The 22,349-nt window shown below is 37.8% G+C and carries 28 protein-coding genes; 16 read left to right on the top strand and 12 right to left on the bottom strand.

The features are described from left to right. The first annotated feature begins 57 nt into the window (after window positions 1-57). The 7 genes from BLW74_RS02725 to BLW74_RS02695 all read left to right on the top strand — a co-directional run bounded on the left by BLW74_RS02725 (window position 58) and on the right by BLW74_RS02695 (window position 4,784). Window positions 58-2,094, top strand: coding sequence for a M3 family metallopeptidase (locus BLW74_RS02725; protein WP_089690641.1), 2,037 nt, complete (start codon window positions 58-60; stop codon window positions 2,092-2,094). A gap of 9 nt (window positions 2,095-2,103) precedes the next feature. Further along, on the top strand, window positions 2,104-2,520 hold the full coding sequence (locus BLW74_RS02720; protein WP_167358363.1) for a hypothetical protein: 417 nt from the start codon (window positions 2,104-2,106) through the stop codon (window positions 2,518-2,520). Between the two features lie 212 nt (window positions 2,521-2,732). Continuing rightward, window positions 2,733-3,116 (top strand): tetratricopeptide repeat protein, encoded by a 384-nt coding sequence (locus tag BLW74_RS02715; protein ID WP_089689911.1) that lies wholly within the window; start codon window positions 2,733-2,735, stop codon window positions 3,114-3,116. Between the two features lie 24 nt (window positions 3,117-3,140). After that, window positions 3,141-3,341: a YqaE/Pmp3 family membrane protein gene (locus tag BLW74_RS02710; protein WP_089689910.1), complete on the top strand. Its 201-nt coding sequence runs from the start codon at window positions 3,141-3,143 to the stop codon at window positions 3,339-3,341. Window positions 3,342-3,502: 161 nt separating this feature from the next. Further along, window positions 3,503-3,823, top strand: coding sequence for an ArsR/SmtB family transcription factor (locus BLW74_RS02705; protein WP_089689909.1), 321 nt, complete (start codon window positions 3,503-3,505; stop codon window positions 3,821-3,823). Between the two features lie 41 nt (window positions 3,824-3,864). Next, complete coding sequence (locus tag BLW74_RS02700; protein WP_089689908.1) at window positions 3,865-4,368, top strand: SRPBCC family protein; 504 nt, start codon at window positions 3,865-3,867, stop codon at window positions 4,366-4,368. A 2-nt stretch (window positions 4,369-4,370) separates the two neighbouring features. Then, on the top strand, window positions 4,371-4,784 hold the full coding sequence (locus tag BLW74_RS02695; RefSeq protein WP_089689907.1) for an SRPBCC family protein: 414 nt from the start codon (window positions 4,371-4,373) through the stop codon (window positions 4,782-4,784). A 119-nt stretch (window positions 4,785-4,903) separates the two neighbouring features. Here BLW74_RS02695 and BLW74_RS02690 read toward each other — a convergent pair whose 3' ends face one another. After that, window positions 4,904-6,316 carry an MFS transporter gene (locus BLW74_RS02690; protein ID WP_089689906.1) on the bottom strand — a complete coding sequence of 471 codons (1,413 nt, stop codon included), beginning with the start codon at window positions 6,314-6,316 and terminating at the stop codon, window positions 4,904-4,906. 38 nt (window positions 6,317-6,354) lie between these two features. Beyond that, complete coding sequence (locus BLW74_RS02685; protein ID WP_089689905.1) at window positions 6,355-6,918, bottom strand: TetR/AcrR family transcriptional regulator; 564 nt, start codon at window positions 6,916-6,918, stop codon at window positions 6,355-6,357. A 119-nt stretch (window positions 6,919-7,037) separates the two neighbouring features. Between BLW74_RS02685 and BLW74_RS02680 the strand changes: the two genes are divergently transcribed. Continuing rightward, a complete protein-coding gene (locus tag BLW74_RS02680; protein WP_228424746.1) occupies window positions 7,038-7,505 on the top strand; it encodes a VOC family protein in 468 nt (155 codons plus the stop codon). A gap of 94 nt (window positions 7,506-7,599) precedes the next feature. Continuing rightward, window positions 7,600-8,223: a hypothetical protein gene (locus BLW74_RS02675; RefSeq protein WP_089689903.1), complete on the top strand. Its 624-nt coding sequence runs from the start codon at window positions 7,600-7,602 to the stop codon at window positions 8,221-8,223. Between the two features lie 140 nt (window positions 8,224-8,363). Here BLW74_RS02675 and BLW74_RS02670 read toward each other — a convergent pair whose 3' ends face one another. Both BLW74_RS02670 and BLW74_RS22770 read right to left on the bottom strand, forming a co-directional pair. Continuing rightward, a complete protein-coding gene (locus tag BLW74_RS02670; protein WP_089689902.1) occupies window positions 8,364-8,738 on the bottom strand; it encodes a hypothetical protein in 375 nt (124 codons plus the stop codon). Beyond that, window positions 8,738-8,872 carry a hypothetical protein gene (locus BLW74_RS22770; protein WP_262487309.1) on the bottom strand — a complete coding sequence of 45 codons (135 nt, stop codon included), beginning with the start codon at window positions 8,870-8,872 and terminating at the stop codon, window positions 8,738-8,740. The genes BLW74_RS02670 and BLW74_RS22770 overlap by 1 nt, the downstream gene beginning before the upstream one ends. 97 nt (window positions 8,873-8,969) lie before the next feature. Between BLW74_RS22770 and BLW74_RS02665 the strand changes: the two genes are divergently transcribed. The 7 genes from BLW74_RS02665 (at window position 8,970) to BLW74_RS02635 (ending at window position 14,408) form a co-directional block, all read left to right on the top strand. Beyond that, on the top strand, window positions 8,970-9,590 hold the full coding sequence (locus BLW74_RS02665) for a TetR/AcrR family transcriptional regulator (RefSeq protein WP_089689901.1): 621 nt from the start codon (window positions 8,970-8,972) through the stop codon (window positions 9,588-9,590). After that, a complete protein-coding gene (locus BLW74_RS02660; protein WP_089689900.1) occupies window positions 9,568-10,065 on the top strand; it encodes a GNAT family N-acetyltransferase in 498 nt (165 codons plus the stop codon). The genes BLW74_RS02665 and BLW74_RS02660 overlap by 23 nt, the downstream gene beginning before the upstream one ends. A gap of 10 nt (window positions 10,066-10,075) precedes the next feature. Then, window positions 10,076-10,894, top strand: coding sequence for an AraC family transcriptional regulator (locus tag BLW74_RS02655; RefSeq protein WP_089689899.1), 819 nt, complete (start codon window positions 10,076-10,078; stop codon window positions 10,892-10,894). 75 nt (window positions 10,895-10,969) lie between these two features. Next, entirely contained in the window at window positions 10,970-11,560 is a 591-nt protein-coding gene (locus BLW74_RS02650; protein ID WP_089689898.1) for an NAD(P)H-dependent oxidoreductase, read from the top strand. A gap of 481 nt (window positions 11,561-12,041) precedes the next feature. Then, window positions 12,042-13,241: a tyrosine--tRNA ligase gene (tyrS, locus tag BLW74_RS02645; RefSeq protein WP_089689897.1), complete on the top strand. Its 1,200-nt coding sequence runs from the start codon at window positions 12,042-12,044 to the stop codon at window positions 13,239-13,241. Window positions 13,242-13,428: 187 nt separating this feature from the next. Next, window positions 13,429-13,950 (top strand): 3'-5' exoribonuclease domain-containing protein, encoded by a 522-nt coding sequence (locus BLW74_RS02640; protein WP_089689896.1) that lies wholly within the window; start codon window positions 13,429-13,431, stop codon window positions 13,948-13,950. A gap of 17 nt (window positions 13,951-13,967) precedes the next feature. Continuing rightward, entirely contained in the window at window positions 13,968-14,408 is a 441-nt protein-coding gene (locus BLW74_RS02635; protein WP_089689895.1) for a GNAT family N-acetyltransferase, read from the top strand. A 217-nt stretch (window positions 14,409-14,625) separates the two neighbouring features. On the opposite strand, the gene BLW74_RS02630 is transcribed toward BLW74_RS02635, so the two are convergent. The 8 genes from BLW74_RS02630 to panD all read right to left on the bottom strand — a co-directional run bounded on the left by BLW74_RS02630 (window position 14,626) and on the right by panD (window position 22,041). Further along, window positions 14,626-16,137: a helix-hairpin-helix domain-containing protein gene (locus BLW74_RS02630; protein ID WP_089689894.1), complete on the bottom strand. Its 1,512-nt coding sequence runs from the start codon at window positions 16,135-16,137 to the stop codon at window positions 14,626-14,628. 4 nt (window positions 16,138-16,141) lie between these two features. Further along, window positions 16,142-17,419 carry a PP2C family serine/threonine-protein phosphatase gene (locus BLW74_RS02625; protein ID WP_089689893.1) on the bottom strand — a complete coding sequence of 426 codons (1,278 nt, stop codon included), beginning with the start codon at window positions 17,417-17,419 and terminating at the stop codon, window positions 16,142-16,144. Next, the gene (locus BLW74_RS02620) at window positions 17,419-18,462 is read right to left on the bottom strand and encodes a TerY-C metal binding domain-containing protein (RefSeq protein ID WP_089689892.1); all 1,044 of its coding nucleotides are present in this window, start codon (window positions 18,460-18,462) and stop codon (window positions 17,419-17,421) included. Before BLW74_RS02620 ends, BLW74_RS02625 begins: the two co-directional genes overlap by 1 nt. 16 nt (window positions 18,463-18,478) lie before the next feature. After that, entirely contained in the window at window positions 18,479-19,117 is a 639-nt protein-coding gene (locus BLW74_RS02615; RefSeq protein WP_089689891.1) for a vWA domain-containing protein, read from the bottom strand. 85 nt (window positions 19,118-19,202) lie between these two features. Further along, entirely contained in the window at window positions 19,203-19,880 is a 678-nt protein-coding gene (locus BLW74_RS02610) for a TerD family protein (protein WP_089689890.1), read from the bottom strand. Between the two features lie 27 nt (window positions 19,881-19,907). Further along, on the bottom strand, window positions 19,908-20,483 hold the full coding sequence (locus tag BLW74_RS02605; RefSeq protein WP_089689889.1) for a TerD family protein: 576 nt from the start codon (window positions 20,481-20,483) through the stop codon (window positions 19,908-19,910). A gap of 178 nt (window positions 20,484-20,661) precedes the next feature. Next, window positions 20,662-21,687, bottom strand: coding sequence for a lysylphosphatidylglycerol synthase transmembrane domain-containing protein (locus BLW74_RS02600; protein WP_089689888.1), 1,026 nt, complete (start codon window positions 21,685-21,687; stop codon window positions 20,662-20,664). 3 nt (window positions 21,688-21,690) lie between these two features. After that, window positions 21,691-22,041, bottom strand: coding sequence for an aspartate 1-decarboxylase (gene panD / locus BLW74_RS02595; protein ID WP_029294648.1), 351 nt, complete (start codon window positions 22,039-22,041; stop codon window positions 21,691-21,693). Window positions 22,042-22,349: the final 308 nt, after the last annotated feature.

Below are 22,349 nucleotides of genomic sequence, written 5' to 3'. Positions count from 1 at the left end.
CTTCAGCTGTGATTCCCAATGAATCCTTACATTTACCTGATTATAAAAAAATATAACATGAATATTTTAACAGAAAAGTTTAACACTCCATACCATTCAGCACCGTTCAACAGCATTAAAAATGAAGATTATCTTCCGGCATTTAAAGAATTGATTCAAAAATCTGAAGCCGAAATTGATGCCATCGTCAACAACCCTGATGAACCCACTTTTGAAAATGTAATTGAAGCTTTAGCCTATTCCGGAGAGCAGCTGGATGTGGTTTCTAATATTTTTTTCAACCTAAATTCAGCGGAGACCAGCGACGAAATTCAGCAGATCGCACAGGAAGTTTCTCCGATCTTAACAGAATATTCTTCAAAAATTTCTCAAAACGAAGCTCTTTTCAACAAAATCAGAAAAGTATATGATGAAAAGGAAAAATATAACCTCAATGATGAACAGGAAATGCTTTTGAATGAAACCTACAAAGGTTTTGTAAGAAGCGGAGCTTTACTGAATGAAGAAGATAAAGAACAACTGAAGAAAATCAGCATGGATCTTTCTTTGAAATCTTTACAGTTCGGTCAGAATGTGCTGGCCTCCACCAATGCTTATTTTAAACATATTACCAATAAGGAAGATCTTACAGGAATTCCTGAAGCTATCATTGATCAATATGCTGAAGAAGCTAAAGAAAGAAACCTTGATGGCTGGGTAGTAACGCTACAGTATCCGAGCTATATTCCTTTTATGACCTATGCTGAAAACCGTGAGCTGAGAAAAGAACTGGCTCTGGCAAATGGTAAAAAGTCTTTTGATGGCGGAGAATTTGACAATCAGCAACTTATTAAAGAACTTCTGAATTTAAAACAGCAGAAAGCTGAGCTCCTCGGATATACCAGCTATGCCGATTTTGTTCTGGAAGAAAGAATGGCTAAGTCTCCGGTAAAAGTTTTAGATTTTTTAAATGAACTTCTGACCAAAGCAAAGCCTTATGCAGATCAGGAAATTGAAGAATTAAAAGCGTTAGCAAAAGCTGACGGAATTGAGGAAATGCAAGGCTACGATCATGCATTCTATGCTGAAAAACTTCGTAAGGCGAAATTCGATCTTAATGATGAAGAATTAAAACCCTATTTTCCATTAAACCAGGTACAGGAGGCTGTATTCGGACTGGCCGGAAAGCTTTTCGGGCTTACGTTTGAAGAAAGAAATGACATTCCGAAATACCATGAAGACGTCAATGTATATGAAGTAAAGGAGGCCTTCGACTCCGCTCAGGCTAGCAGCTACAAGGCATTATTATACGTTGATTATTTCCCGAGAAAAGGGAAAAGAGCAGGCGCATGGATGACGAGCTACAAAAACCAGTACAAACGGAACGGTGAAAATTCCCGTCCTCATATCTCCATTGTCTGCAACTTCAGCAAGCCCACAAAAGATACCCCAAGCTTACTGACTTTCCAGGAAGTAACTACTCTGTTCCACGAATTCGGGCATGCCCTTCACGGAATGATGGCCGATACTCAATATCCTACTCTTTCCGGAACATCCGTAAAATGGGATTTCGTTGAGCTGCCTTCACAGTTTCTGGAAAACTTCTGCTATGAGCCGGAATTCTTAAAGACTTTCGCGAAACATTATAAAACCGGAGCAGTACTTCCTGACGAAAAAATTGAAAAAATTGAACAGTCTAAAAACTTTATGGAAGGGTATCAGACGTTAAGACAGTTAGGTTTTGGACTGCTGGATATGAACTACCATACAAAAGTGGCAGAATTGGAGAACGAGAGTGTGAAAGAATTTGAAGATAAGTATACCAAAGCAACCACGCTTTATCCTTCTAATGCTGAAACCGCAATGAGCCCAAGCTTCTCCCATATTTTCCAGGGAGGCTATTCTGCAGGATATTATTCTTACAAATGGGCAGAAGTTCTGGATGCTGACGCATTCCAGTATTTCAAGGAAAACGGAATCTTCAATCCTGAAATTGCGGCCAAATATAAAGTATTGCTTTCTTCGGGCGGAACAAAAGATCCCATGGAACTTTACAAAAACTTCAGAGGCAGCGAACCGAAAGTGGAAAGCTTGCTGAAAAGAGCATTTGGATAGAATTATTGGATGATGACAGAAGAAATAAACGCATTAGAATTAGTTTTTAATAAATCATTAAAAATGATTCTTGACAACATTACGCCTGAAAAGATTGATAAAATTCTTGACAACAGAGATTCTTCTGAATTTTCTGACAGGTGGATGAATGCTTATCAAGCCATTGAAGAAAAATCTACTGATGAGGAAACTGAAGATAAAATTAGCGATATCCGAAAGGAAATATTTGTTTCCACATTCAGAAATACAGGTTCTTCAGATCTGCCGGCATATATTTCCGATGATTTTGGCCTGATATGCTCTTACTTCATTCACAATATTGAAGACAGCTGGGTAACCAATTTACTTTTCACCTACCTTAATCATCAGATTCCGGACGGTGAGCTGATGAAGTCAGAAAAAACACTGAAAGAATTGGTTCAATAGATTAAAAACAATACAAAAAGAACAGCGATTGCTGTTCTTTTTACTTCCAACTAATGGTTATTAAAATCCATTCTACAGTTATCATGAACTTTTGAAAAATGAACCCTAGTATTGGCTTAAAGAATAAAATATTTTACTAAAGAAAAAACCAAATATGTATTTTAGGAAAGCTAAATTTGTACGGGGAAACGATCCATTAGTAATTGTAAATAATGAGCACGATAAAACAAAGATTAGAAAACGTAAAAAAACTTCAGGCTAAAAGATGGGAAAATGAAGACCATTGGGATACTTTAAATGATCTCTTAGTGAAAGAATTAGAGGAAATTTTACGGATTGAGCCTGAAAATACTTCAGCTCTCACCAATATTGGTGCTGTATATTCTGATATGGGAGAAAACGAAATGGCGCTGGATTATTTAGAAAAGGCATTACATTTGGGTTCCAAAGACAAAAATCTGTTTGTCAACCTTTCCATTGTACTTGTTTATATGCAGAAACATCAGGAAGAATATCTGGAATATCTTGAAGAAGCTGAAGCGTCAACAGAAGATCCCCTTACTTTTAAAGCATATTTTGATCCGCAGTCCCGTTAAAAAAATCAATTAAAACTTACACTCATGTTGTTAGCTATAGTACTCCCCTTCTTATCATTTATGATCCGTGGAAAAGTTCTCACCGGAATTCTCTGTCTGATTTTACAGATTACACTGATCGGATGGCTTCCGGCTGCCATATGGGCTGTTCTTTCTCTTAATAATGAAAGAGCCGATAAAAGAAATGACAGATTGATTAAAGCGATGCGCGAAAACAGAAAATAGCGGACAGCAATAACATTATAAACAACTGATTACATAGCTTTTACAGCAAATTATTATTAATTACAGTTTTTGATCTGTTCATTTTTCAAAAAAAAACTTGCGAAACCGAAAAGTTGCACATATATTTGCAACCATATGGTTTCATTTAAAAATTATTGTCTATGAGAAGAGATATTTTTCAGGCTGTAGCAGATCCCACCCGCAGGGCAATTATTGCACTGATAGCAGTACAGGCAATGACACCCAATACGATAGCAGAACATTTTGACACGACCAGGCAGGCAGTTTCAAAACATCTTAAAATCCTGACTGAATGTGAATTGGTGACCCAAAATCATCAGGGAAGAGAAATTTATTATTTTCTACAAATTGATAAAATGAAAGAAATTGATCACTGGCTGGAACAGTTCAGAAAGATATGGGAAAGCCGTTTCGACCAGCTTGACACTTTACTGGCAACCTTAAAAAGCCAGCAGCAATAAGGATCAAATTATTTAACCAAAACAAACTATAAAATAATAGTATGAAACATCATCTTCAGTTCGATTTTCTTGCAGATAAGGAAAAGAACACTTTAACAATCAGACGTGAGTTTATGGCAAGCCGGCAAATGGTTTGGGACTGTTACACAAAGAGTGAGCTTCTTGACCGATGGTTTGCTCCAAAACCACTGACCACTAAAACAAAGTCGATGGACTTCCGTGAAGGCGGACACTGGCATTATGCCATGGTAGACCCCAATGGAACTGAATATTGGGGATGGGTTAGCTATCACAAGATCAACCCTATTGATTCTTATTCTTCAAGCGATGCATTTTGCAACGAAAAAGGAGAAATCAACACAGCTTTACCTCAGGCAGAATGGGCAGTCAGTTTTACAGATAAAAACGAAAACACTTTGGTAGAAACGGTTGTCACCTATCAGTCATTAACCGACCTTCAAACCGTTATCGAAATGGGTATGGAACAGGGAATGAGGGCTACTCTAGAAAAACTTGATGAATTATTATTAACATTAAAACCATAAAAATGAGCCACAAAATCACAGTTTCTGCTGCCATTAACGCAGATGCAAAAAAAGTATGGAATTATTACACCAGTCCGGAACACATTACACAGTGGAACTTTGCAGATCCTTCATGGCAGTGTCCCTCAGCCTCCAATGATATGAGAGTGGGAGGAAAATATGCTGCAAGGATGGAGGCCAAAGACGGAAGCTTCGGTTTCGACTTCGAAGCGGTTTATGATGAAATAAAAGACGGTGAAAACTTTAAGTATACCATGCCGGACGGAAGGCAGGTAGAGGTTGACTTTAAAGAACAGGAGGGGCAAACCCACCTCAACGTAGCTTTCGATCCGGAAAATCAAAATCCTGAAGAAATGCAGAAGGGTGGTTGGCAGGCTATTCTTGATAATTTCAAAAAGTATACGGAATCAAATTAATTTTTTTTAGTTAAGAATCAATAAAGCTGGATGTTTTACATTCAGCTTTTCCGTTAGTAGAAAACTGTACAATCTGAATTGCTGACAGTGACATTTGAAAGATGAAATGTGTAAAGGTCTCATTTTTTCGGAATATATCTCATTTCAGGAAGAACCTCATCCGGAACTTTAAAAACACAGACAATCACAACAATAATGCATAAAATATTGATCAGTATGGCTGCAAGAAAAGCGTTCTGATAATCCTGATATTCAGGTTTTTCTCCCAGAAAATAATTGAAAATACTTCCTACGGCAACAATTCCGATAACAGCAGCAATCTGCTGAAAAGTATTATAGACACCGGAAGCATTGCCGGTAAGCTTTTCAGGCATTCCCGACAGGGCAATAGTAGCCAGAGAAGGAATGACAGACCCTATTCCCAGCCCATGCAAAAATAACAACAGATAAAAAACAGGAAAACTAATCTCCATTCTGAATAGCAACAGCTGAAAGATAAGTACCGCAATAATAAATAAAAGTCCTGCCATTAAGGCTTTTTTACCATATTTTAAAATCAGTTTTACTGACATAACAGAAGCAAGGATAAACCCTAATCCCTGAAAAACGATAATTTCTCCCGCAGCCAGTGGACTGATCTTTAAGCCATTTTGAAAAAAGAGAGAAAGAATATAAAAATAGGAATCCAGCATGATAAAAAAGAAAGAAACGGCTGCCATTCCAAGATTAAAGTTTTTATATTGGAATAACTCATAATCAATAAGATAAGAACGTTCATTCCGGATTCTTTTCTTTTGATCTTTTATGAAAATGAACAAAATTCCTGCTGAAATGATCATTAATGACCCATTTTTAAAGGTAAATCCTTCATGTTCAGACAAGGTAAAGGCATAAGTAGCACAAAACAGCCCTGCAGAAAGAATGACAACTCCTCCTGTATTAAAAGACTGCTTCACAGAAGCCTTAGATTCATTCAATACCTTGATGGTAAAAAAAACGGCCGGTATAATTAGGGGAACATTAATCAGAAAAACAAATCTCCAGGGCTCTTCCATGACGGTCAGAGAAGAAAAATACCCCCCAAGAAACTGCCCCAAAACAGTTCCTATTCCAATTGTAATTCCATACCAGCCCATTGCTTCGGTACGTTCCTTATGACCGGGAAACAGGATCTGTATCATGGATAATACCTGGGGGGCCATCATCGCTGCGCTTATCCCCTGTACGAACCTTGAAATAACCAGCTGCTCTGCTCCGGCAGAAAATCCACACGCAACGGAACTTATCATAAACGCTGATAATCCGGTGATATACATCTTTTTCCTTCCATACAGATCACCCAATCTTCCCCCGGTAATCAGTAAAGAGGCAAATCCGATAAGATAAGCGGCCATCACGAACTGCATCTCCCCGTTAGAAGCATGAAGGTCACGCTCAATAGAGGGTACAGATACATTGATGATAAAAATGTCCATTATGATCAATAATTGACCCAACAATATCACCCACAAATTCAAATACTTGTATCTCATTTTTATATAGATATATCTATTTTTTAAGAATAAAAAATTTAGGGTAATAAACCCTGAACAATTTTTTTTACGTGATCAAAAGAATCGTTTTGCCTGCTGATGGTAGACGTCACCACAGCACCTTCTATCAAAAGAAAAATACTTTTTGCTGTTAATTCGGGATCGGTCATCAATGCTTGTGCTGTATATTCATTGACTAATGTTCTGATCAGCTCTTTTTGTTTTTCTTTATGCTGTTGGGCAAATCCGGAAACGGAAGGATTCCCCTCTCCTATTTCGGAAATAATTTTAATGAAATGACACCCTGCAAACTTTGATGTCTGCTGCAGTTTTTTTCTGTAATCAATAAGTGCCAGAAGTTTTTCTTTCGGATCTGAAATGGTAGAGGTACTGTTTTCAAATCCTTTAAACCAATCCAGCTCTTCCTTAACAAGATAAGCGTGGAGAAGATCATTTTTCGAGGAAAAATGATTGTACAAAGAACCAATGGCAATATCAGCTTCAGCAATAATCTGATTGATTCCCGTAGAATTGTACCCCTGCTTATAAAACAGATCCGAAGCAACCCTGATAATTCTTTCACGCACTTTTTCTTTTTTCATGATGAAAATTTTCACAAATCTACATAAAAAATAGATAAGTCTATCTATTTTTTAAATTGGGATAAAAACTTTATTTTTAGATTAAGAAAATAATAGTCCGGCCATTAAACTTTCAGATCATGAAACCACTTCCTTACTTTTTCATGTTTTTGTTACTATTAAGTGTATCTTGCAGTCCGTCAGAAAAACCTGATCCTGCGAAAAATATGAAACCCACCAATCCTGCAGTCTACTTTGAAATTCCAGTGAATGATTTGGAACGTGCTGAAAAATTTTATTCTGCCGTTTTCAACTTTAGTTTTACCAAAGAAATCATAGATGGCTACGAGATGGCTTTGTTTCCTTTTGAAGAAAAAAGCAGCGGTATCACAGGAGCATTGGCCAAAGGAGAGGCCTACAAACCTTCTAAAGATGGTGTTATTATTTATTTTAAAACTGAGAATATTGACCAAACATTGGAAAAAGCGGTTCGATATGGAGGTTCCGTTCTTTATCCCAAGAGAACAGACGACAAATACGGTTTTGCTGTAGCAGAATTTGAAGACTCAGAAGGAAACAGAATTGCACTTCATGAAACGGTACGATAGCCATACCATTCATTGCATATTAATTTTTTTAATGCAGTTACCGCATATTTCGTATATTTAAATAACCATTTAAAAGCTGACTTGGTAAATAACTATGGCGGAAGAACTTTATTTCATCAAGACCAATCCCACTGTTGCCAAAATTAATTTGTACAATAAGCTGTGCCGTGAAGAAGAAAATATTCTGAAATTTCTTCAGCCTGAAGCGAAAAATACCCTTGAAACCATTAAAGAAAAAATAAAGGATTCTGTTGAAAAGCTTACCCAGGAAGAGCTTTTGCTTATTTTCCAATGGTTCCATCAGGTGTATTCTTCAGATCATGAAGAGACCAAAACTCAGCTTTTCGTCAATGGTATTGATCTTTTTTACGAAATTCCAACAACTGCTCACGCCAAAAATTTCCTGCAGATACTTTCAGATTATGAAAAGCTGCTGAAACAGGATATGAATTATATTGTTGATTCTAAAAATTTTAACCAATTTCTGATCTACGGAATATTTCTTACGGAACTTATCCACAGAAAACAGCATCAAGATAACATTCTCTGTGAATATCTGAAACCAGATAACCAATCTTTATATCTTCTGGCAGAAGACCAATGCAGTCTGAAAGATTTTGACCATAACCTTATTCCGGACCTCCAGCGTTATTTTACGGATCTGTATGATCTGACTAAGTTTTACAAAGGTCCAATCATTAAACTGGAACGGAAATAAAAAAATATGCATCCTGCAATGTAACATTCTGCATTCAATAATTGTCTTGTAAACATAACCGAAAGAAAACGGCTGCAGAAAATGCAGTAAGAATAATTATTGAACCAGGATAAAAACTATAACACAGCCGGCAATCTCCTTCACGATGTGGAATCGCCGGCGATTTTATCATCCTCTCTGACTGCCATAAAGTAATATCCTATTGCTCCTCCGGAATACGCCAGCACATCCAGCCCATCTCCTGTAAAACGCGGAGACAATTCCGGGCATAGCACCTCAAATAAAAAAGAAAGATACAGTACGGAGGTGAGTACGAATTTCAAATCTGGTTTCCACTGCCAGCCCATCATAGCATTCATGATATATTCTATCAGATAACAATACATAGGAATTGTAATACAATCTGTAAAATAATTATTAATAATGGGAATTATAATTCCGTTTCTTCTCAGCAGAATTATTCCTCCCCACGACAATAGTCCCAGCAGAAACCAAAATGAGATTCCTTTTCTCATCACATGTGCAATACAGCCATGATTATTCCAAGAATTACCTGCAGTATTTTTGATAGTATTTCCTGAGGATCTGTTCTGTTTTCCGGATCAGTACTTTCTGCCGGCTTATCATTGAATTTCTGTTTTCCTTCCATTGTTGTATCATTATACTGCAAATATATTAAATTAGAACAAATGTTCTAATTTAAAAAATATGATTTATTTCCATTCTGATATTCTTATCTTTGGATAATGAAGACCAAGGATAAAATTCTGTCCAAAGCACTGGAATTATTTAATGATAAGGGATATAACAATGTCACCACCAGGCATATTGCGGCTGAACTTCATATCAGCGCAGGAAATCTGCATTATCATTTCAAACATTCGGAGGACATCGTTCAATTTCTTTTCTCAGAGCTTACCCTTAAAATGGACACACTGCTGAACCGGATGAAAAAAAAAGAAAATAAAACACTTGAGGATTTATACCAGTTTACCTATTCTACTTCCGAAATTTTTTACGCTTACCGCTTCATATTCATTAATTTTATAGATATTCTAAACCAGAATCCTGGCATTGAATCCCAATATGAAGGGATCAATTTCAGCAGGAAAGAAGAATTTCAGCTGATCTTTTCTGATCTTCAGAAAAACCATATATTCCAGAAAGATCTTCCGCAATTTATTATAGAGGGACTGGTTGAACAGATTTTTATCATTGCCGATAACTGGCTTACTCACAACAGGCTTATTTTGAAACTCAATCCTGAAGAAGCAATCCGCCATTATACTCTTCTGCAAATGAATCTTTTCTATCCGCTTCTCAATAAAGAACAGCAAAGGCTTTATGAACAACACTACATCCAATAATCACAGCATTACCATCAGAAAAGGAACCACCAAGGATCTGCCCGACATGTTGCAGCTTTTTACAGCAGCCATAGATGAAGTATGTAAAAAAGATTATGATCTTCAACAGCTCGAAGCCTGGAAATCCGGTGCAGAAAATGAGGAAAGATGGATGAGCGTAATCAGAGATCAATATGTTTTGCTTGCTGTCATTGAAAATAAAATAGCAGGCTTCTGTTCGCTCGATCAGGGAAATTATATTGACCTTCTTTTTGTACACAAAGACCATCAGCATAAAGGCATTGCTTTTCTGCTTTATCATCAGATCGAAAAAGAAGCTCTACAAAATCATCAGAAGGAAATTACTGCTGATGTGAGCAAAACTGCACGACCATTTTTTGAAAAAGCAGGCTTTCAGATTACTCAGGAACAAACTGTTAGTGTACAAGGAATTGCAATGACTAATTATAAAATGGTAAAACACCTCACCTTCTAATTTCAGGCTTATGGCGTTACATCAGGAATATAATGAGTATAGAATTTCGGTTCCTCAGGAATATGAAAATGTATTCAGTCACTTTTATTTTGCTGAAAACCCTTCAGATACATCAGTTATGAAAACGCTTTTACCCACTTATCAGACCATTCTGTTATTTTGTTTCGGGGAAAGTGCCAGCATGTCTACTCGTGAAAAGGTGATCATTAGTGTGGATAAATGCATGGTATTCGGACCGGTAAGACAGGCTTTTGAGTATACGCTTCCCCCAGGCTGCTCTATTCTGGTCGCGAATTTCAAGGATGATGCTTTTTACAGGTTTTTTGGGAAAATATCCATGGAACGGCCGGTACAACATCCGGATGAACTGCTGGAAGAAAATTGTTTTACAGATCTTTGGTATCAGCTTTCAGAATTAGATTCAGCAGAAGAACAGGTCAATCATATTCTTGCGTTCTGCAGACCTTACCTTCAGGAACGGGATTCTACCGGTGAGCTTTTGAGCCGTTTTGACCATAATCTTTTAAATGCTGTAAAAGTAATTGCCGAGCAGACCCGGCAGACGGAAAGAAATATACAGCGAAAGCAGAAGGAGCAGTTTGGTTATTCTTTAAAAGAGCTTACCCGCTACAACCGTTTTTTAAAAGCAGTAAAAATCATTGAGGAGGAAACCGGAAAGCAAAACCAGATACAATGGTTTACCATCATTGATGAATGCGGTTACTATGATCAAAGCCAGCTGATTCATGATTTCAAGCATTTTATCAACATTTCGCCGGCACAGTATTTAAAATTCCAGCAGGAAATCTGTAATCCAAAGTCTGAATAAGCCATTTCGTTTTCTTACAATTTTTGAAAAGTACACTGTACTACATTTGTCTCATTAATCTTAACAATCAAAACAATGAGACATTTAATCATTTACACACATCCTAACGAAAACAGTTTAAATCATAACCTGCTGAATACTGTTGTTGAAACCCTTCATGCCCGTAATGAAGAAGTTGTTGTGAGAGATCTTTATGCTATAGGTTTCGATCCTGTACTCTCTCTAAACGATATGCAGGGACAGCGTATGGGTAAAGTTTCAGCGGATGTAAAAACGGAACAGGAATATATAGCATGGGCAGAGCAGATCACATTTATTTATCCGATCTGGTGGACCGGGCTTCCTGCTGTGATGAAAGGATATATAGACCGTGTATTCAGCTATGGTTTTGCTTACCGCTATGATCAGGGGGTACAGAAAGGCCTTCTGAAAGGTAAAACAACCATTATTATAAACACCCATGGAAAATCTCATGACGAATATGAAAAAATGGGAATGGATAAAGCATTGACACTCACATCTGACAATGGTATTTTTATCTATTCCGGTCTGGAAATCATCAGACATTTATTTTTTGACAAAGCAGATAAGGCGTCTGCAGAAGATCTTGAGATATGTAAAGAACAGATTAAAAGTTTATATTCTGAACATGTACTTAACCATTAAATTTATTTCTCTATGAAAGTTCCTGCAGAAAAACAAAAGATCAGCCCTGTTATAAAGGCTTCTTTCCAAGTGACTAAAAAGATAATAAAATACGGTTTTTACATCTTTATCCTGTATTTTGCTTTTAAGGGATTTATGGCATGAAATTAGCTTCAGAATTCGCAAGTAAAATTGTTTTGAACCATTATTTTAAGCCATTAAGATTGATGGATGGTTAAGTTTTTTCTTAAAAACAAATCTTGTTATAACCCTGCAATGCATCTTAATGGTTTAGATATTGGCTCTTCAGGAAATTCCTGTTTTTTATTACAATGAAACATCTTAACAGCATATTGCGTCTTCCATTCTTCAGTGAATATTACACTCCGGGCTATCGTTCGGGAAGACTTTCTATATCTGTAATCCAATAAAAATAATCTAACGTATATATAGAGCCCGGACAGTACCTGTCCGGGCTTTTTTCATTTTAAAACTATCAGACATGGTTCATTTATTACAAGAAAACGCGGCAATCATCCTGCCTGAAAACGGGCTGGAAGAGAAACTGGCTCAAGCTGAAACAGAAAACAGAAAACTCACCATCAAACTTGGATTTGATCCCACCGCACCGGATCTTCACCTGGGACATGCTGTGGTCTTAAAAAAGCTGAAACAGTTCCAGGACCTGGGACATCAGATCGTTATTGTAGTAGGAAGCTTTACTGCGAGAATTGGCGATCCCACCGGAAAAAACAAGGCAAGAAAACCATTGAGCACTGAAGATGTTCAACACAATGCCCAGACCTATATCAATCAGCTTTCCAAGGTAATTGATGTAAAAAAGACGAAAATTGTTTTTAATTCTGACTGGCTGGATGCTCTTGATTTTTCTGAGGTAATCCAGCTGCTTTCCAAAGTTACCGTAGCCCAATTAATGCACCGAAATGACTTTAATAAAAGATTCACAGAAAATACTCCTATTGCCCTGCATGAATTGATCTACCCTATTCTTCAGGGATTTGACTCTGTCAAGATAAAATGTGATATTGAAATGGGTGGCACGGATCAGCTATTCAACTGCACGATGGGAAGGCAGCTGCAGGAAGTGCATCAGATGCCTGCCCAGATTGTCATGTGCATGCCGCTGCTGAGAGGTCTTGACGGAAAGGAGAAAATGAGCAAATCGCTTAATAATATTATCGGACTGACAGATGAACCCAATGAAATGTTTGGAAAAACAATGTCGATTCCTGATGTTTTGATTGAAGAGTTTATCAACCTGACTACAGATTTTTCTCCGGAAGAAAAAAGAGATCTTCTTTCCAGAATCTCAGAAGGTGAAAATCCTATGAATATTAAAAAGCTGATTGCAAAGAATATCATCAGCCAATATCACAATACCATTTCTGCGGAACATGCAGAACAGTTTTTTATCAATCAGTTTCAGAATAAAAATTCTGAGGAGAAAGTGTACGAACCTGTTGCTATTGCTTCTTTACTAAGTACTGAAAACACCATATCTCTTATTGAGCTTTGTCATCAGCTTAAAAATAACCTCAGCAAGTCTGCGGTCCGGAGATTAATTGAAAGCGGGGGAATTCAGATTAATACTGTTAAAATAACGGACGCAGATGAAGAAATTGAACTGATTCCTCAAACGAAAATAAAAATCGGAAAAAGGAGCTTTTTTGAGTTGATATAAGGATGGAAGATGGAGGTTCTGTAAGATGATAAACTTATCAAGTTTTTTGATTGAGATATTTTCAAATTATCCATTGATGAAAAAACACAGAAGTTCTTTGTAAACAAAAAGTAACTTCCAACTTCCATCCTCCATCTTCCGTCCTTCAATTTATTTCAATATCTTCGTTCTGCTAAAAACGATTTCAATGAGCTACATCATGGTTGATATAGAGTCGGATGGCCCGATTCCCGGCGATTTTTCAATGGTCTGTTTCGGAGCAGTGCTGGTGAAGAAGGAACTGGATACAACTTTTTATGGAAAATTAAAGCCTGTTTCGGAAAAATACAATCCTGATGCTTTGGCGGTTTCCGGTTTCAGCAGGGAAGAAACGATGAGTTTTGATGATCCTGAGAAGGTGATGCTGGCTTTTGAAGACTGGATTAAAATTCATTCTAAGGGCAGGCCAATATTTATCAGTGATAATAATGGTTTCGACTGGATGTTTATCTGCTGGTATTTCCACCATTTTATCGGCAGAAATCCGTTTGGCTTTTCTTCCAGAAGACTTTCTGATCTTTACTGCGGGCTTGAAAAAGACACATTTGCCCAATGGAAACATCTCCGAAAAACCGAACATACCCACCACCCGGTAGACGATGCCAAAGGAAACGCGGAGGTTTTGCTGTATATGAAGGAAGAAATGGGACTGAAAATTGCATTAAAATAAAACTCTAATTTTTTTACATGAATCCTGATCTGCACTACAAACAAGCTGATGAAAATGATATTGATTTTCTTCTTGCTCTCAGAATAAAAACGATGAATCCTCATTACGAAACTTCAGGACTTTCTACCGACAGGGAAACAACTTTGCAAAGAGTTCTGTATCAGTTTGATAAAGCTAATATTATTTTTTTAGACAATCAACCCATCGGACTGTTAAAAGTAGATAGAACGTTTACCAATATTGAGGTGCTGCAGCTTCAGATTGATCCCAGCCAGCAAGGCAAAGGTCTTGGAAAAAAAATTTTGATGGATATTCTGGAGGAAGCTTCATTAGCTGGAAAAACGGTTTCATTAAGTGTTTTAAAAACCAATAAAGCGCAGCATCTTTATAAAAGTCTGGGTTTCAAAATTGTGGATGAGGATCAGTATTCTTATTTTATGGAAACGGAAAGGGAGTAATTTTTTTTAAGTTTTGGCTAAAGCCGCTGGAATCTAAATCTATTTTTCTTAATGGGCTACAGCCCGTTTCTATTGAATATAGACTTTGCTAAAATCAATTTTATCATTTATTATTCTTGATCAAATACAAATCTCACAAATAAATGAGCATAAATAGTCACAATTATTTGTGAGATCTGAAAATATGAGATTGGCTCACTACGTTCGCTATGACGAATTACTGGTTTGCCATGGTTACATAGATCAGTCTTCCGCCTTCTTCAGAGGAAAGTAATATTTTTTTACCATCAGTAAGTTCGACCATAGAACCGGGAAGAATTTCCTTTTGTTCTGTGACATCCTTCATTCCGGATAGACTTTGGTTTACCAGCACCCATTTTCCCTGATGAAATGTAAAATACCCTACAGGCATTTTATCCTGCATTGTCAGGTTTTCATTTCTGATCACTTTCCGGGAAACATGCCATTTGAAAAGATACTGATTATGATAGACCATTAATCGGTGATTCTCCGGCTTCCATACCTCATCATCAAATCTGAAATACAGATCCAATACCGGAAGTGTTCCCTGGTGGGGTGTTCCGCAGAACGGACATTTCGGATTGCTGGTATTATCAAAAACATACCATTTTTCTGTACAATGGGGATTATGGCAAGGCTGTATCAGATCTACGGTTTTAAGCAGCGCAGTTTCCCATTCATTGGCTGTTGGGCGTCTGATGGGATCATGCAGTCCGTCTATAAAAGCCTTCCTGAACAATTCTGAAATGTAAGGGCCTGTAACGGTGTACGGAATTTTTTCTGGGTCTCCCCAGAAGGCATCCCATTTTCTGAGATGATCTGCTTTTACATGGTTGGAATTATTTTCAGGATGTTCTACAAAAAGGGCTTTTTCTCCCATGGATAGAATTTCATCTTTTTCAGAATCGAGATCCCAGATTTTCCCTCCGCGAAGAGGATGTCTTCTCAGCAGATACATATAAATCAAAACGGCAAGAGCATGCAGGTCTGTTTTTTGATTGGGCAGCTGCCTGCCCGGATCCTGAAGACTTAAATGTTTTGTTTTCAACACTTCAGGAGCAATGAAATCTGCGGTTCCTATTACTTCAGGCGGAAAAAGTTTGGGAACTACCAGCCCGTCAATATCTATAATACAGGCAGATTTTGTAACGGGATCTACCAGAATATTATTGTAAGATAAATCGGAATGTGCCAGCCCCATCTGATGCAGTTTTTTTACCCCTCTGCTGATATTGACAGCAATCTGGAAATAGCTCAGCCAGTCTCCCAGCTCTGAAGGATCCAGTCTCAACGGGTACTGCTGATTCCGGAACATGGGAGCGGTAAACCATTTTCCCACTTTATCCTGTCCCTGAATAGTATCTGAACCGATATATCCTTTGCTAAAATAAAATTTAGGATGATAAACAGGAACCACAATTCCTGTGAGTTTATTTTTCTCAACAATATCATAAGGCCATCTGAATATCTCGTTCAGAAAATACTCTGAAGTATTCCCACCTTTGATATTCTGAAGGTAAGTAGAAACAATTCTCAAGATTCTTTCCCTCTGTCCTTCATCCAGCGGACTGCGGTAGAAAGCGACTACATAGTCTTTATCCGGCGAAAAATAAACATCTTTCACCCCGCCGCGGATAGGATTTTCATCAACATATTCATAGGATTTGGCTGCGTCCAGAACAGAGACAACCTTAATGGTCTTTTTCATGGTATTAATAGATTATGGCCAATGTGCGGTCATCATGATTTCCTCTGCTCCAGAAGTCACTCCAGCCTAAAAGTTCTTCATCAATTTTTTCATCATTGATAAAATCTACTTTTGTTCGGTCGTCATTATTTCCGGCAAGGTCTTCAAAAAACAGTTTCCAGCGGTCTGTATCTTCCAGCTTATTTTCTGTGGTAAATTTAGGATCATAAATGCCGTCTGTCATCAGCACCAGATACGAGAAATTTTCTACACAGGTGATCCGGAAACGGGAAAACATTGTATCATCAAAGATTTCTTTCATCGTAATAAAACGGGTGCCGCCACCAAATTCTCCCACGTCCATCCTGTTTAGAAGCTGAACGTCTGAAAAATCAGAATTAATGAGATTAATGGGACAGTCTCCTACTCCAAAGCTCAGAATGATATATCCAAAACTGAATTTTTTAAGCAGAGTAAAGATAAGGGTTGCATGCAGATCATTCATAGAAAGGGCATTTTCTGAGGCAGTTTTTTCTAGGGTATGATGAACATATAAAACACTTTGGGATAAGATATTAATGACATTTTGCTGAGCTTCCCGTTGTTCTTCAGCGGAAGATTGACGGTTGTACAGAATATTGACATTATGTTCGATCTGATCTAAAATTTCCTGTGAGTTGAAAAAGTCACTGACTGTTACCACTGCCAGCCTTGAACCTTCTCTTGCAGCAGAAGCTGAGCCTGCACCGTCTGAAACAGCAACAATATTCCAATCTGCAGGCAGCATACGTACAGCAAAATCGTCTTCACGAAATTGACCTTCGTGAGCATGAGAACGTCCTCTTTTGGAAGCGACAACCATTTTTTTATCTGAAAAAGAACCTTTGAATGAATTTTCCTCAGACTTATAAAAAGCCGCATTTTTATCGCTTGGGATATTTTTCCACAAGTCTTTGGGATCTGCATTGACAAAGAGCTGTATTTTTTTGGTCTCTATCTGATTCTGATCATGAATATGATAAAACTGTACGTCCAGATGATACATATTGCTGGTAACCGGAGTTCCTGAAATTTTCCCGTTTTCAAAACTGAGGCCCGTCTCATGCAGGTTTGCGATATTCTGAATTTTTATGTTCGGAAAATCGTCCATGTCAAGATGGAATTCATAGAACTGCTTTGCACTGGCATTCTTTACTACCCAATGAGCATCTTTGAATTCTTCTTTTTCTTTATAGATAAGGGCCTTCTCCACAGTTTTAGGCTTGGATCCATCCGAGGATTTTCTGAAAAACTTACCCATCATTAGCCCAAAGTTCTGTTAATATCAAATCCTCCCCCGGAAAATCCATAATAATCTGAAGTTCCGCACCATGGACATTTGCTGTATCCTTCGCCTCTCAGACAGTGAATACCTCCACACGAGCAGGTGGCCAAGGCAATGGGATTGGCACAATGAGGACATGATGTTCCTCCGTCCAGTTCTTCAATATTGATTTTAAGTTGGGTTTTCTGATTGGAGGAAAGTCTGTAGTAAGCTTTTTCATCAATTTTATACGCTCCGTCAAGCCTGTAGTATCTTGTGGCCATTCCCGGTATGCTGGATTCTGCAAAGGCTTTTTTGAATTTCATCAGGTAAAGCTTTGCTGTTTCCTGACACTTTGCGTTCAGTACTACAAAATTATTGTCCGGAAATCTCTGCTCCATTTCGGGATCTACTTTTTCCAGAATGTGAGAATCAATTTTAGATAAATTGATTCCTTCCTTTTTGGCTTCTGTGACGCTCTGACTAGTTGTTTTAATAGAATCTGTTACCCATTTGAAAAACTCTTTGTAAGAATTCTCATCAGCATTATTGAACAACAAAACATTATCTGCCAAAGTACCGAGCAGCTTATAATTGGTATTTTCTCCTATAGACACGGCAATCGTATTGGATTTTCCGTTGTATTTGGTATTCCATCTTTCAATAGCTTTGGTGGCATCATCAGTAGGAACGCCGTCTGTAAAAACGAAGACAATAGGCTTCCAGTCGCCTTTTCTTTCATAGGTTGTTTTGACAATATCTTTATCAATACAATCCATTACTTTGATTAACCCCTGAGAAAGTGACGTTCCGCTCCCAATAGGAATTTTCGGAGGATAAAAGCTTATAATATCCTGCATCGGAGTAATCACTTCCGCTTCTCCTGCAAATCCTATTACAGAAATGTAGACCGTTTCCAGCGAATACGGATCTTTTTTTAATTCCCTGATGATATTGGCAATACCTTCCTGTACCTGCTCAATAGGCTCTCCTACCATAGATTCGGAGATATCTATTAAAAAATAAATAGGCAGTCTTCTCATTTTTGTAAAGACAATTTTAAATAATAATATTAAGCTCCGATGGCGGCGGAGGTAAAGTGATATTTTCTCCCGTATTCTGAGACTGCCCTCCCTGTGTGATAGAAGAACTCACCCATTTGAAAAAAGAAGAAAGGGTAATGGCATCTGTAGTATCAAGTTTTACCACATGATCTGTGAGTTCTTTCAAAAACTGCTCATCAGCTTTCGGGCCGGCTGCACATCCTACGATCGCCCCAAACTCAAGTCCTCTGATCACAGGGATCATCTGTCTGTATTTCTGAATATCAGAAGGTTTTCCATCCGTAAAAATAAACAGCAGAGGCTGCCAGTCTCCTTTTGTATCGGAAGACTCTTTTACCATTTCTTTTTGAACCAATTCAGAAACCATCTCCAATGCAGCACCGGTATGAGTAGGTCCGCTATCCGGACAGGTAATTTCCATGGGATAAAAACTGGCCAGATCTGTTAATGGGACCATATTCTTAACCTCTCTATCGAAGGTAATGACACTTAAATGCAGGCTGTCCATTGCCTGCGGATCTGCACGGAGCATACTGATAAGGCCGTTGAAGCCATTGTTCAATGCCTGAATTGGTTCTCCGTTCATAGATCCAGAAGTATCTAATAAAAAATAAGCTAATAATCTCCTGCTCATTATAGACAAGTATTAATCTGAAGCCGGCGGAGGAAGTCGGAGACTTCCAAGCCGGCTTGTATGTGGGTTGGAAAAAATTGAAAATCTAGTTGGAATAAGCGTACTGCTGTCTCAAAATATCTATAAAGTTATCAGTATGGTGCGGCTCTCCCACAGCACGGAATTTCCAGTCTCCGTTGTGGCGGTAGGCTTCGGCAAAAACCATTGCACACATTCCGTTCATACTTGAATCGCCTGAAAGGCTGTATTTTGTAATTTCTTTTCCGGAAGCATCTACCGCACGGATGAATGCATTTTCAATCATTCCGAAGTGCTGATTATTGGTTCTTCCCTGATAAATGGTAACAAGAAATACAATTTTCTGATAGCTCTGATCCAGCTGATCCAGCTTTACAATGATCTGCTCGTCATCACCATCGCCAGCTCCGGTTCGGTTATCTCCCGTAAGCCATACATTTCCGCTTGGGTGCTGCATAGAATTGAAAAAAACCACATCTCCCTGGTAAAGCCCCATCTGCCTTCCGTCATTGGTCTGTACCGTTCTTCCCAAATTGGCAACTTTTCCATTGCCGTCTAAAAGAAACGCGACTGCATCCAGGTCATATTCTGCTTCTTTACTGAAGAGCTTTCCGAAGAATCCGCTGCCCTGTTTTCTTACGTCCCATCCTAATCCGATGGTTACTTTAGAAAGATCATAAACGTTTTCTCCGCGGTCGTTCTTTCTTAAATCTATCGTTTGTCCTTTCTGTAAATTGATTGCCATAGTTATCGTTTTTGTGTATTTGATTTTTTATTTGATGATTTGCCCCTTGTAATATTTCTCAAGGAAAAACCCGAGATCTGCTCTGTATCCTATTCCCGAAGCTTCAAACTTCCAGCTTCCGTTTCTTTTGTATAGCCTGCCGAACTCTACACCTGTTTCAATAGAGAAATCTTCATCCAGCTCATATTTTGCAATTTCCTGATTGGAATGATTGTCTACTACTCTGATATAAGAGTTTCTCACCTGCCCGAAATTCTGCCTTCTTCTCTCAAAATCTTCTATCGTTACCACAAAGAGAATCTCTGCCACTCTGGAATCCACTTTATCAAGATCTATAATAATGGCTTCATCATCATCACCATCACTGTTTTTGCCACTGGGATCATCTCCTGTATGGGTAAGCGCTCCATCCGGGGAATTCAGGTTATTGTAAAAAACAAAGTATTCTTCACTTACTAATTTTCTGTCAGAATCAATCATGATTGCAGAAGCATCCAGGTCAAAATCGTAGCCGGTTCCTTCATTCGGGTCCCATCCTAGCCCAATCGTCATTTTCGTTAATCCTATCTCGATCTTTTGCCCTTTCTGTAGATTAATTGCCATAGTGTTTTATATTATGATTATTTTTTGCATTAAGATAGAAGTGATTTACGAACTGACCAAATTTATTGATGAAAAAATGCTCGATACTGCTTAATTTTAAACTCTTTAAGTCACAAAATGATCATTAAAAAAGATCCAATTAAAAAATTGGACCCTGTATGCTTAAAAAACGGGATGACTAATTTTCAAATTCTTTATCAGAGACTGCATTATTTCTTGCCTTTGCCAGCATAGGAATAGAAATCAGTCCCATTACCAGCATAATTACAATCTGCAGCGGTAAAGAAATAAAAGAATAGGTAAGCCCCATTTCACCTCCGAAATCTGCGCTTTTTCCTAATGAAATGAATAACGCCATGAAACCATATTTCATTGCAAGGTTGTAGGCTCCGATTCCTCCGCTGGCCGGAATGATCATTCCCAATGTTCCAACTACAATAATGAAAAACCCGTCTGCAAAAGTAAAATTTGAGGTTTCCGGAAGGGCAAAACAAACCAGATATGCGGCAAAATAATAGCAGATCCAGATCCCTAATGTATAAAGGATAAATTTCCCCTTTTCTTTCAATTTAAAAATTGAAGTTAATCCTTCAAAAATTCCGTCTATGAAACTAACTACTTTTCCTACAAACGGAACATGTACAAGTTTTTTTCTGAAAATAAAAAAGAGAATACTTCCTATCACCAAAAGTAAAACGATGATCAGCATCTTGGTAGGAATATTTATTCCGGAATTTTTAAAAAAGGATAGAATTGCTTCATACTTGAACAAGAATGTAAGTCCCAGAAATCCCAACATACAAACCAGATCCACTACTCTCTCCAAAATGATGGTTCCGAAAGATTTGTCTACAGGTACTTTTTCAACTCCATATAAAGCTGTCGCTCTCGCCACTTCCCCACTCCTGGGAATGGTAAGATTCATAAGATATCCAAATGATATGGACCAAAGTGCATTGGAGCTGGAAATCCTGTGTCCCATGGGTTCCAGCATCAGATTCCATCGGATCGCCCTGAACCAGTAGGCAAGAAGCCCAAATACGGACGCCAGCAATACCCACAGATAATTTGCCTTCGAAAGAGACTTTTGAATCACTTTAAAATCCAGCCCCTTCAAGGCGAGCCATAAAAAAAAGCCTGCAAAAGCAAGCGATATTACTATTGTAAGTATTGATTTTACGGGGCTTTTTGATGTTTTCTCCATGTACTACGTAAGAAGGTTTGTTTTTTCATCCGGGAAAACGATCTTCGGCTGGAAGTCTTTTGCTTCTTCCGGGGTCATCTGAGCATAAGCAATAATAATGATAATATCATCGCGCTGTACTTTTCTTGCTGCAGGCCCGTTCAGACATACTTCTCCGGATTTTCTTTTTCCTTTGATCACGTAGGTATCAAAACGTTCTCCGTTGTTCACATTCACAATATAGACCCTTTCTCCCACTACCAGGCCGGCAGCTTCTATAAGATCTTCATCTATTGTTATACTCCCTATATAATTAAGGTCAGAGGCTGTTACTCTCACCCTATGAATCTTAGACTTAAAAACTTCTATTAGCATGGTGCAAATTTATTAATAAAAATTAATAAAACAGGTCTTTAGTATGATTTTAAAACTCCCACAAACACAGGGGTTTAATTTTACAAAATACAAGAATTATGAAAATTACTTATAGATTTAATAATCATATGGTCAAAAAAATTAATTGTTTATACAGAATTTAGGATTTAATAAATATGAAAAATAATATTAACTTTTTGCTAAAGTCAATACACATAAGCATTTGGCATGATTTTAGTAACCTGTAACGTAGATTTTCCGTGAAAATTGGAATTATCATATTTTAACTGATTTCACCGAAAAGCAAA

The sequence above is a fragment of the Chryseobacterium culicis genome (assembly GCF_900108365.1).
GTDB lineage: Bacteria > Bacteroidota > Bacteroidia > Flavobacteriales > Weeksellaceae > Chryseobacterium > Chryseobacterium culicis.
The sequence above is the reverse complement of the archived record's forward strand: the minus strand, read 5'-3'. Positions and strand labels throughout refer to the sequence as shown.

Coding starts and splice junctions, on each gene's coding strand:
- BLW74_RS02725 (WP_089690641.1), top strand. CDS start 58: ATGAATATTTTAACAGAAAAGTTTAACACTCCATACCATTCAGCACCG.
- BLW74_RS02720 (WP_167358363.1), top strand. CDS start 2,104: ATGATGACAGAAGAAATAAACGCATTAGAATTAGTTTTTAATAAATCA.
- BLW74_RS02715 (WP_089689911.1), top strand. CDS start 2,733: ATGAGCACGATAAAACAAAGATTAGAAAACGTAAAAAAACTTCAGGCT.
- BLW74_RS02710 (WP_089689910.1), top strand. CDS start 3,141: ATGTTGTTAGCTATAGTACTCCCCTTCTTATCATTTATGATCCGTGGA.
- BLW74_RS02705 (WP_089689909.1), top strand. CDS start 3,503: ATGAGAAGAGATATTTTTCAGGCTGTAGCAGATCCCACCCGCAGGGCA.
- BLW74_RS02700 (WP_089689908.1), top strand. CDS start 3,865: ATGAAACATCATCTTCAGTTCGATTTTCTTGCAGATAAGGAAAAGAAC.
- BLW74_RS02695 (WP_089689907.1), top strand. CDS start 4,371: ATGAGCCACAAAATCACAGTTTCTGCTGCCATTAACGCAGATGCAAAA.
- BLW74_RS02690 (WP_089689906.1), bottom strand. CDS start 6,316: ATGAGATACAAGTATTTGAATTTGTGGGTGATATTGTTGGGTCAATTA.
- BLW74_RS02685 (WP_089689905.1), bottom strand. CDS start 6,918: ATGAAAAAAGAAAAAGTGCGTGAAAGAATTATCAGGGTTGCTTCGGAT.
- BLW74_RS02680 (WP_228424746.1), top strand. CDS start 7,038: ATGAAACCACTTCCTTACTTTTTCATGTTTTTGTTACTATTAAGTGTA.
- BLW74_RS02675 (WP_089689903.1), top strand. CDS start 7,600: ATGGCGGAAGAACTTTATTTCATCAAGACCAATCCCACTGTTGCCAAA.
- BLW74_RS02670 (WP_089689902.1), bottom strand. CDS start 8,738: ATGAGAAAAGGAATCTCATTTTGGTTTCTGCTGGGACTATTGTCGTGG.
- BLW74_RS22770 (WP_262487309.1), bottom strand. CDS start 8,872: ATGGAAGGAAAACAGAAATTCAATGATAAGCCGGCAGAAAGTACTGAT.
- BLW74_RS02665 (WP_089689901.1), top strand. CDS start 8,970: ATGAAGACCAAGGATAAAATTCTGTCCAAAGCACTGGAATTATTTAAT.
- BLW74_RS02660 (WP_089689900.1), top strand. CDS start 9,568: ATGAACAACACTACATCCAATAATCACAGCATTACCATCAGAAAAGGA.
- BLW74_RS02655 (WP_089689899.1), top strand. CDS start 10,076: ATGGCGTTACATCAGGAATATAATGAGTATAGAATTTCGGTTCCTCAG.
- BLW74_RS02650 (WP_089689898.1), top strand. CDS start 10,970: ATGAGACATTTAATCATTTACACACATCCTAACGAAAACAGTTTAAAT.
- tyrS (WP_089689897.1), top strand. CDS start 12,042: ATGGTTCATTTATTACAAGAAAACGCGGCAATCATCCTGCCTGAAAAC.
- BLW74_RS02640 (WP_089689896.1), top strand. CDS start 13,429: ATGAGCTACATCATGGTTGATATAGAGTCGGATGGCCCGATTCCCGGC.
- BLW74_RS02635 (WP_089689895.1), top strand. CDS start 13,968: ATGAATCCTGATCTGCACTACAAACAAGCTGATGAAAATGATATTGAT.
- BLW74_RS02630 (WP_089689894.1), bottom strand. CDS start 16,137: ATGAAAAAGACCATTAAGGTTGTCTCTGTTCTGGACGCAGCCAAATCC.
- BLW74_RS02625 (WP_089689893.1), bottom strand. CDS start 17,419: ATGATGGGTAAGTTTTTCAGAAAATCCTCGGATGGATCCAAGCCTAAA.
- BLW74_RS02620 (WP_089689892.1), bottom strand. CDS start 18,462: ATGAGAAGACTGCCTATTTATTTTTTAATAGATATCTCCGAATCTATG.
- BLW74_RS02615 (WP_089689891.1), bottom strand. CDS start 19,117: ATGAGCAGGAGATTATTAGCTTATTTTTTATTAGATACTTCTGGATCT.
- BLW74_RS02610 (WP_089689890.1), bottom strand. CDS start 19,880: ATGGCAATCAATTTACAGAAAGGACAAACGATAGATTTAAGAAAGAAC.
- BLW74_RS02605 (WP_089689889.1), bottom strand. CDS start 20,483: ATGGCAATTAATCTACAGAAAGGGCAAAAGATCGAGATAGGATTAACG.
- BLW74_RS02600 (WP_089689888.1), bottom strand. CDS start 21,687: ATGGAGAAAACATCAAAAAGCCCCGTAAAATCAATACTTACAATAGTA.
- panD (WP_029294648.1), bottom strand. CDS start 22,041: ATGCTAATAGAAGTTTTTAAGTCTAAGATTCATAGGGTGAGAGTAACA.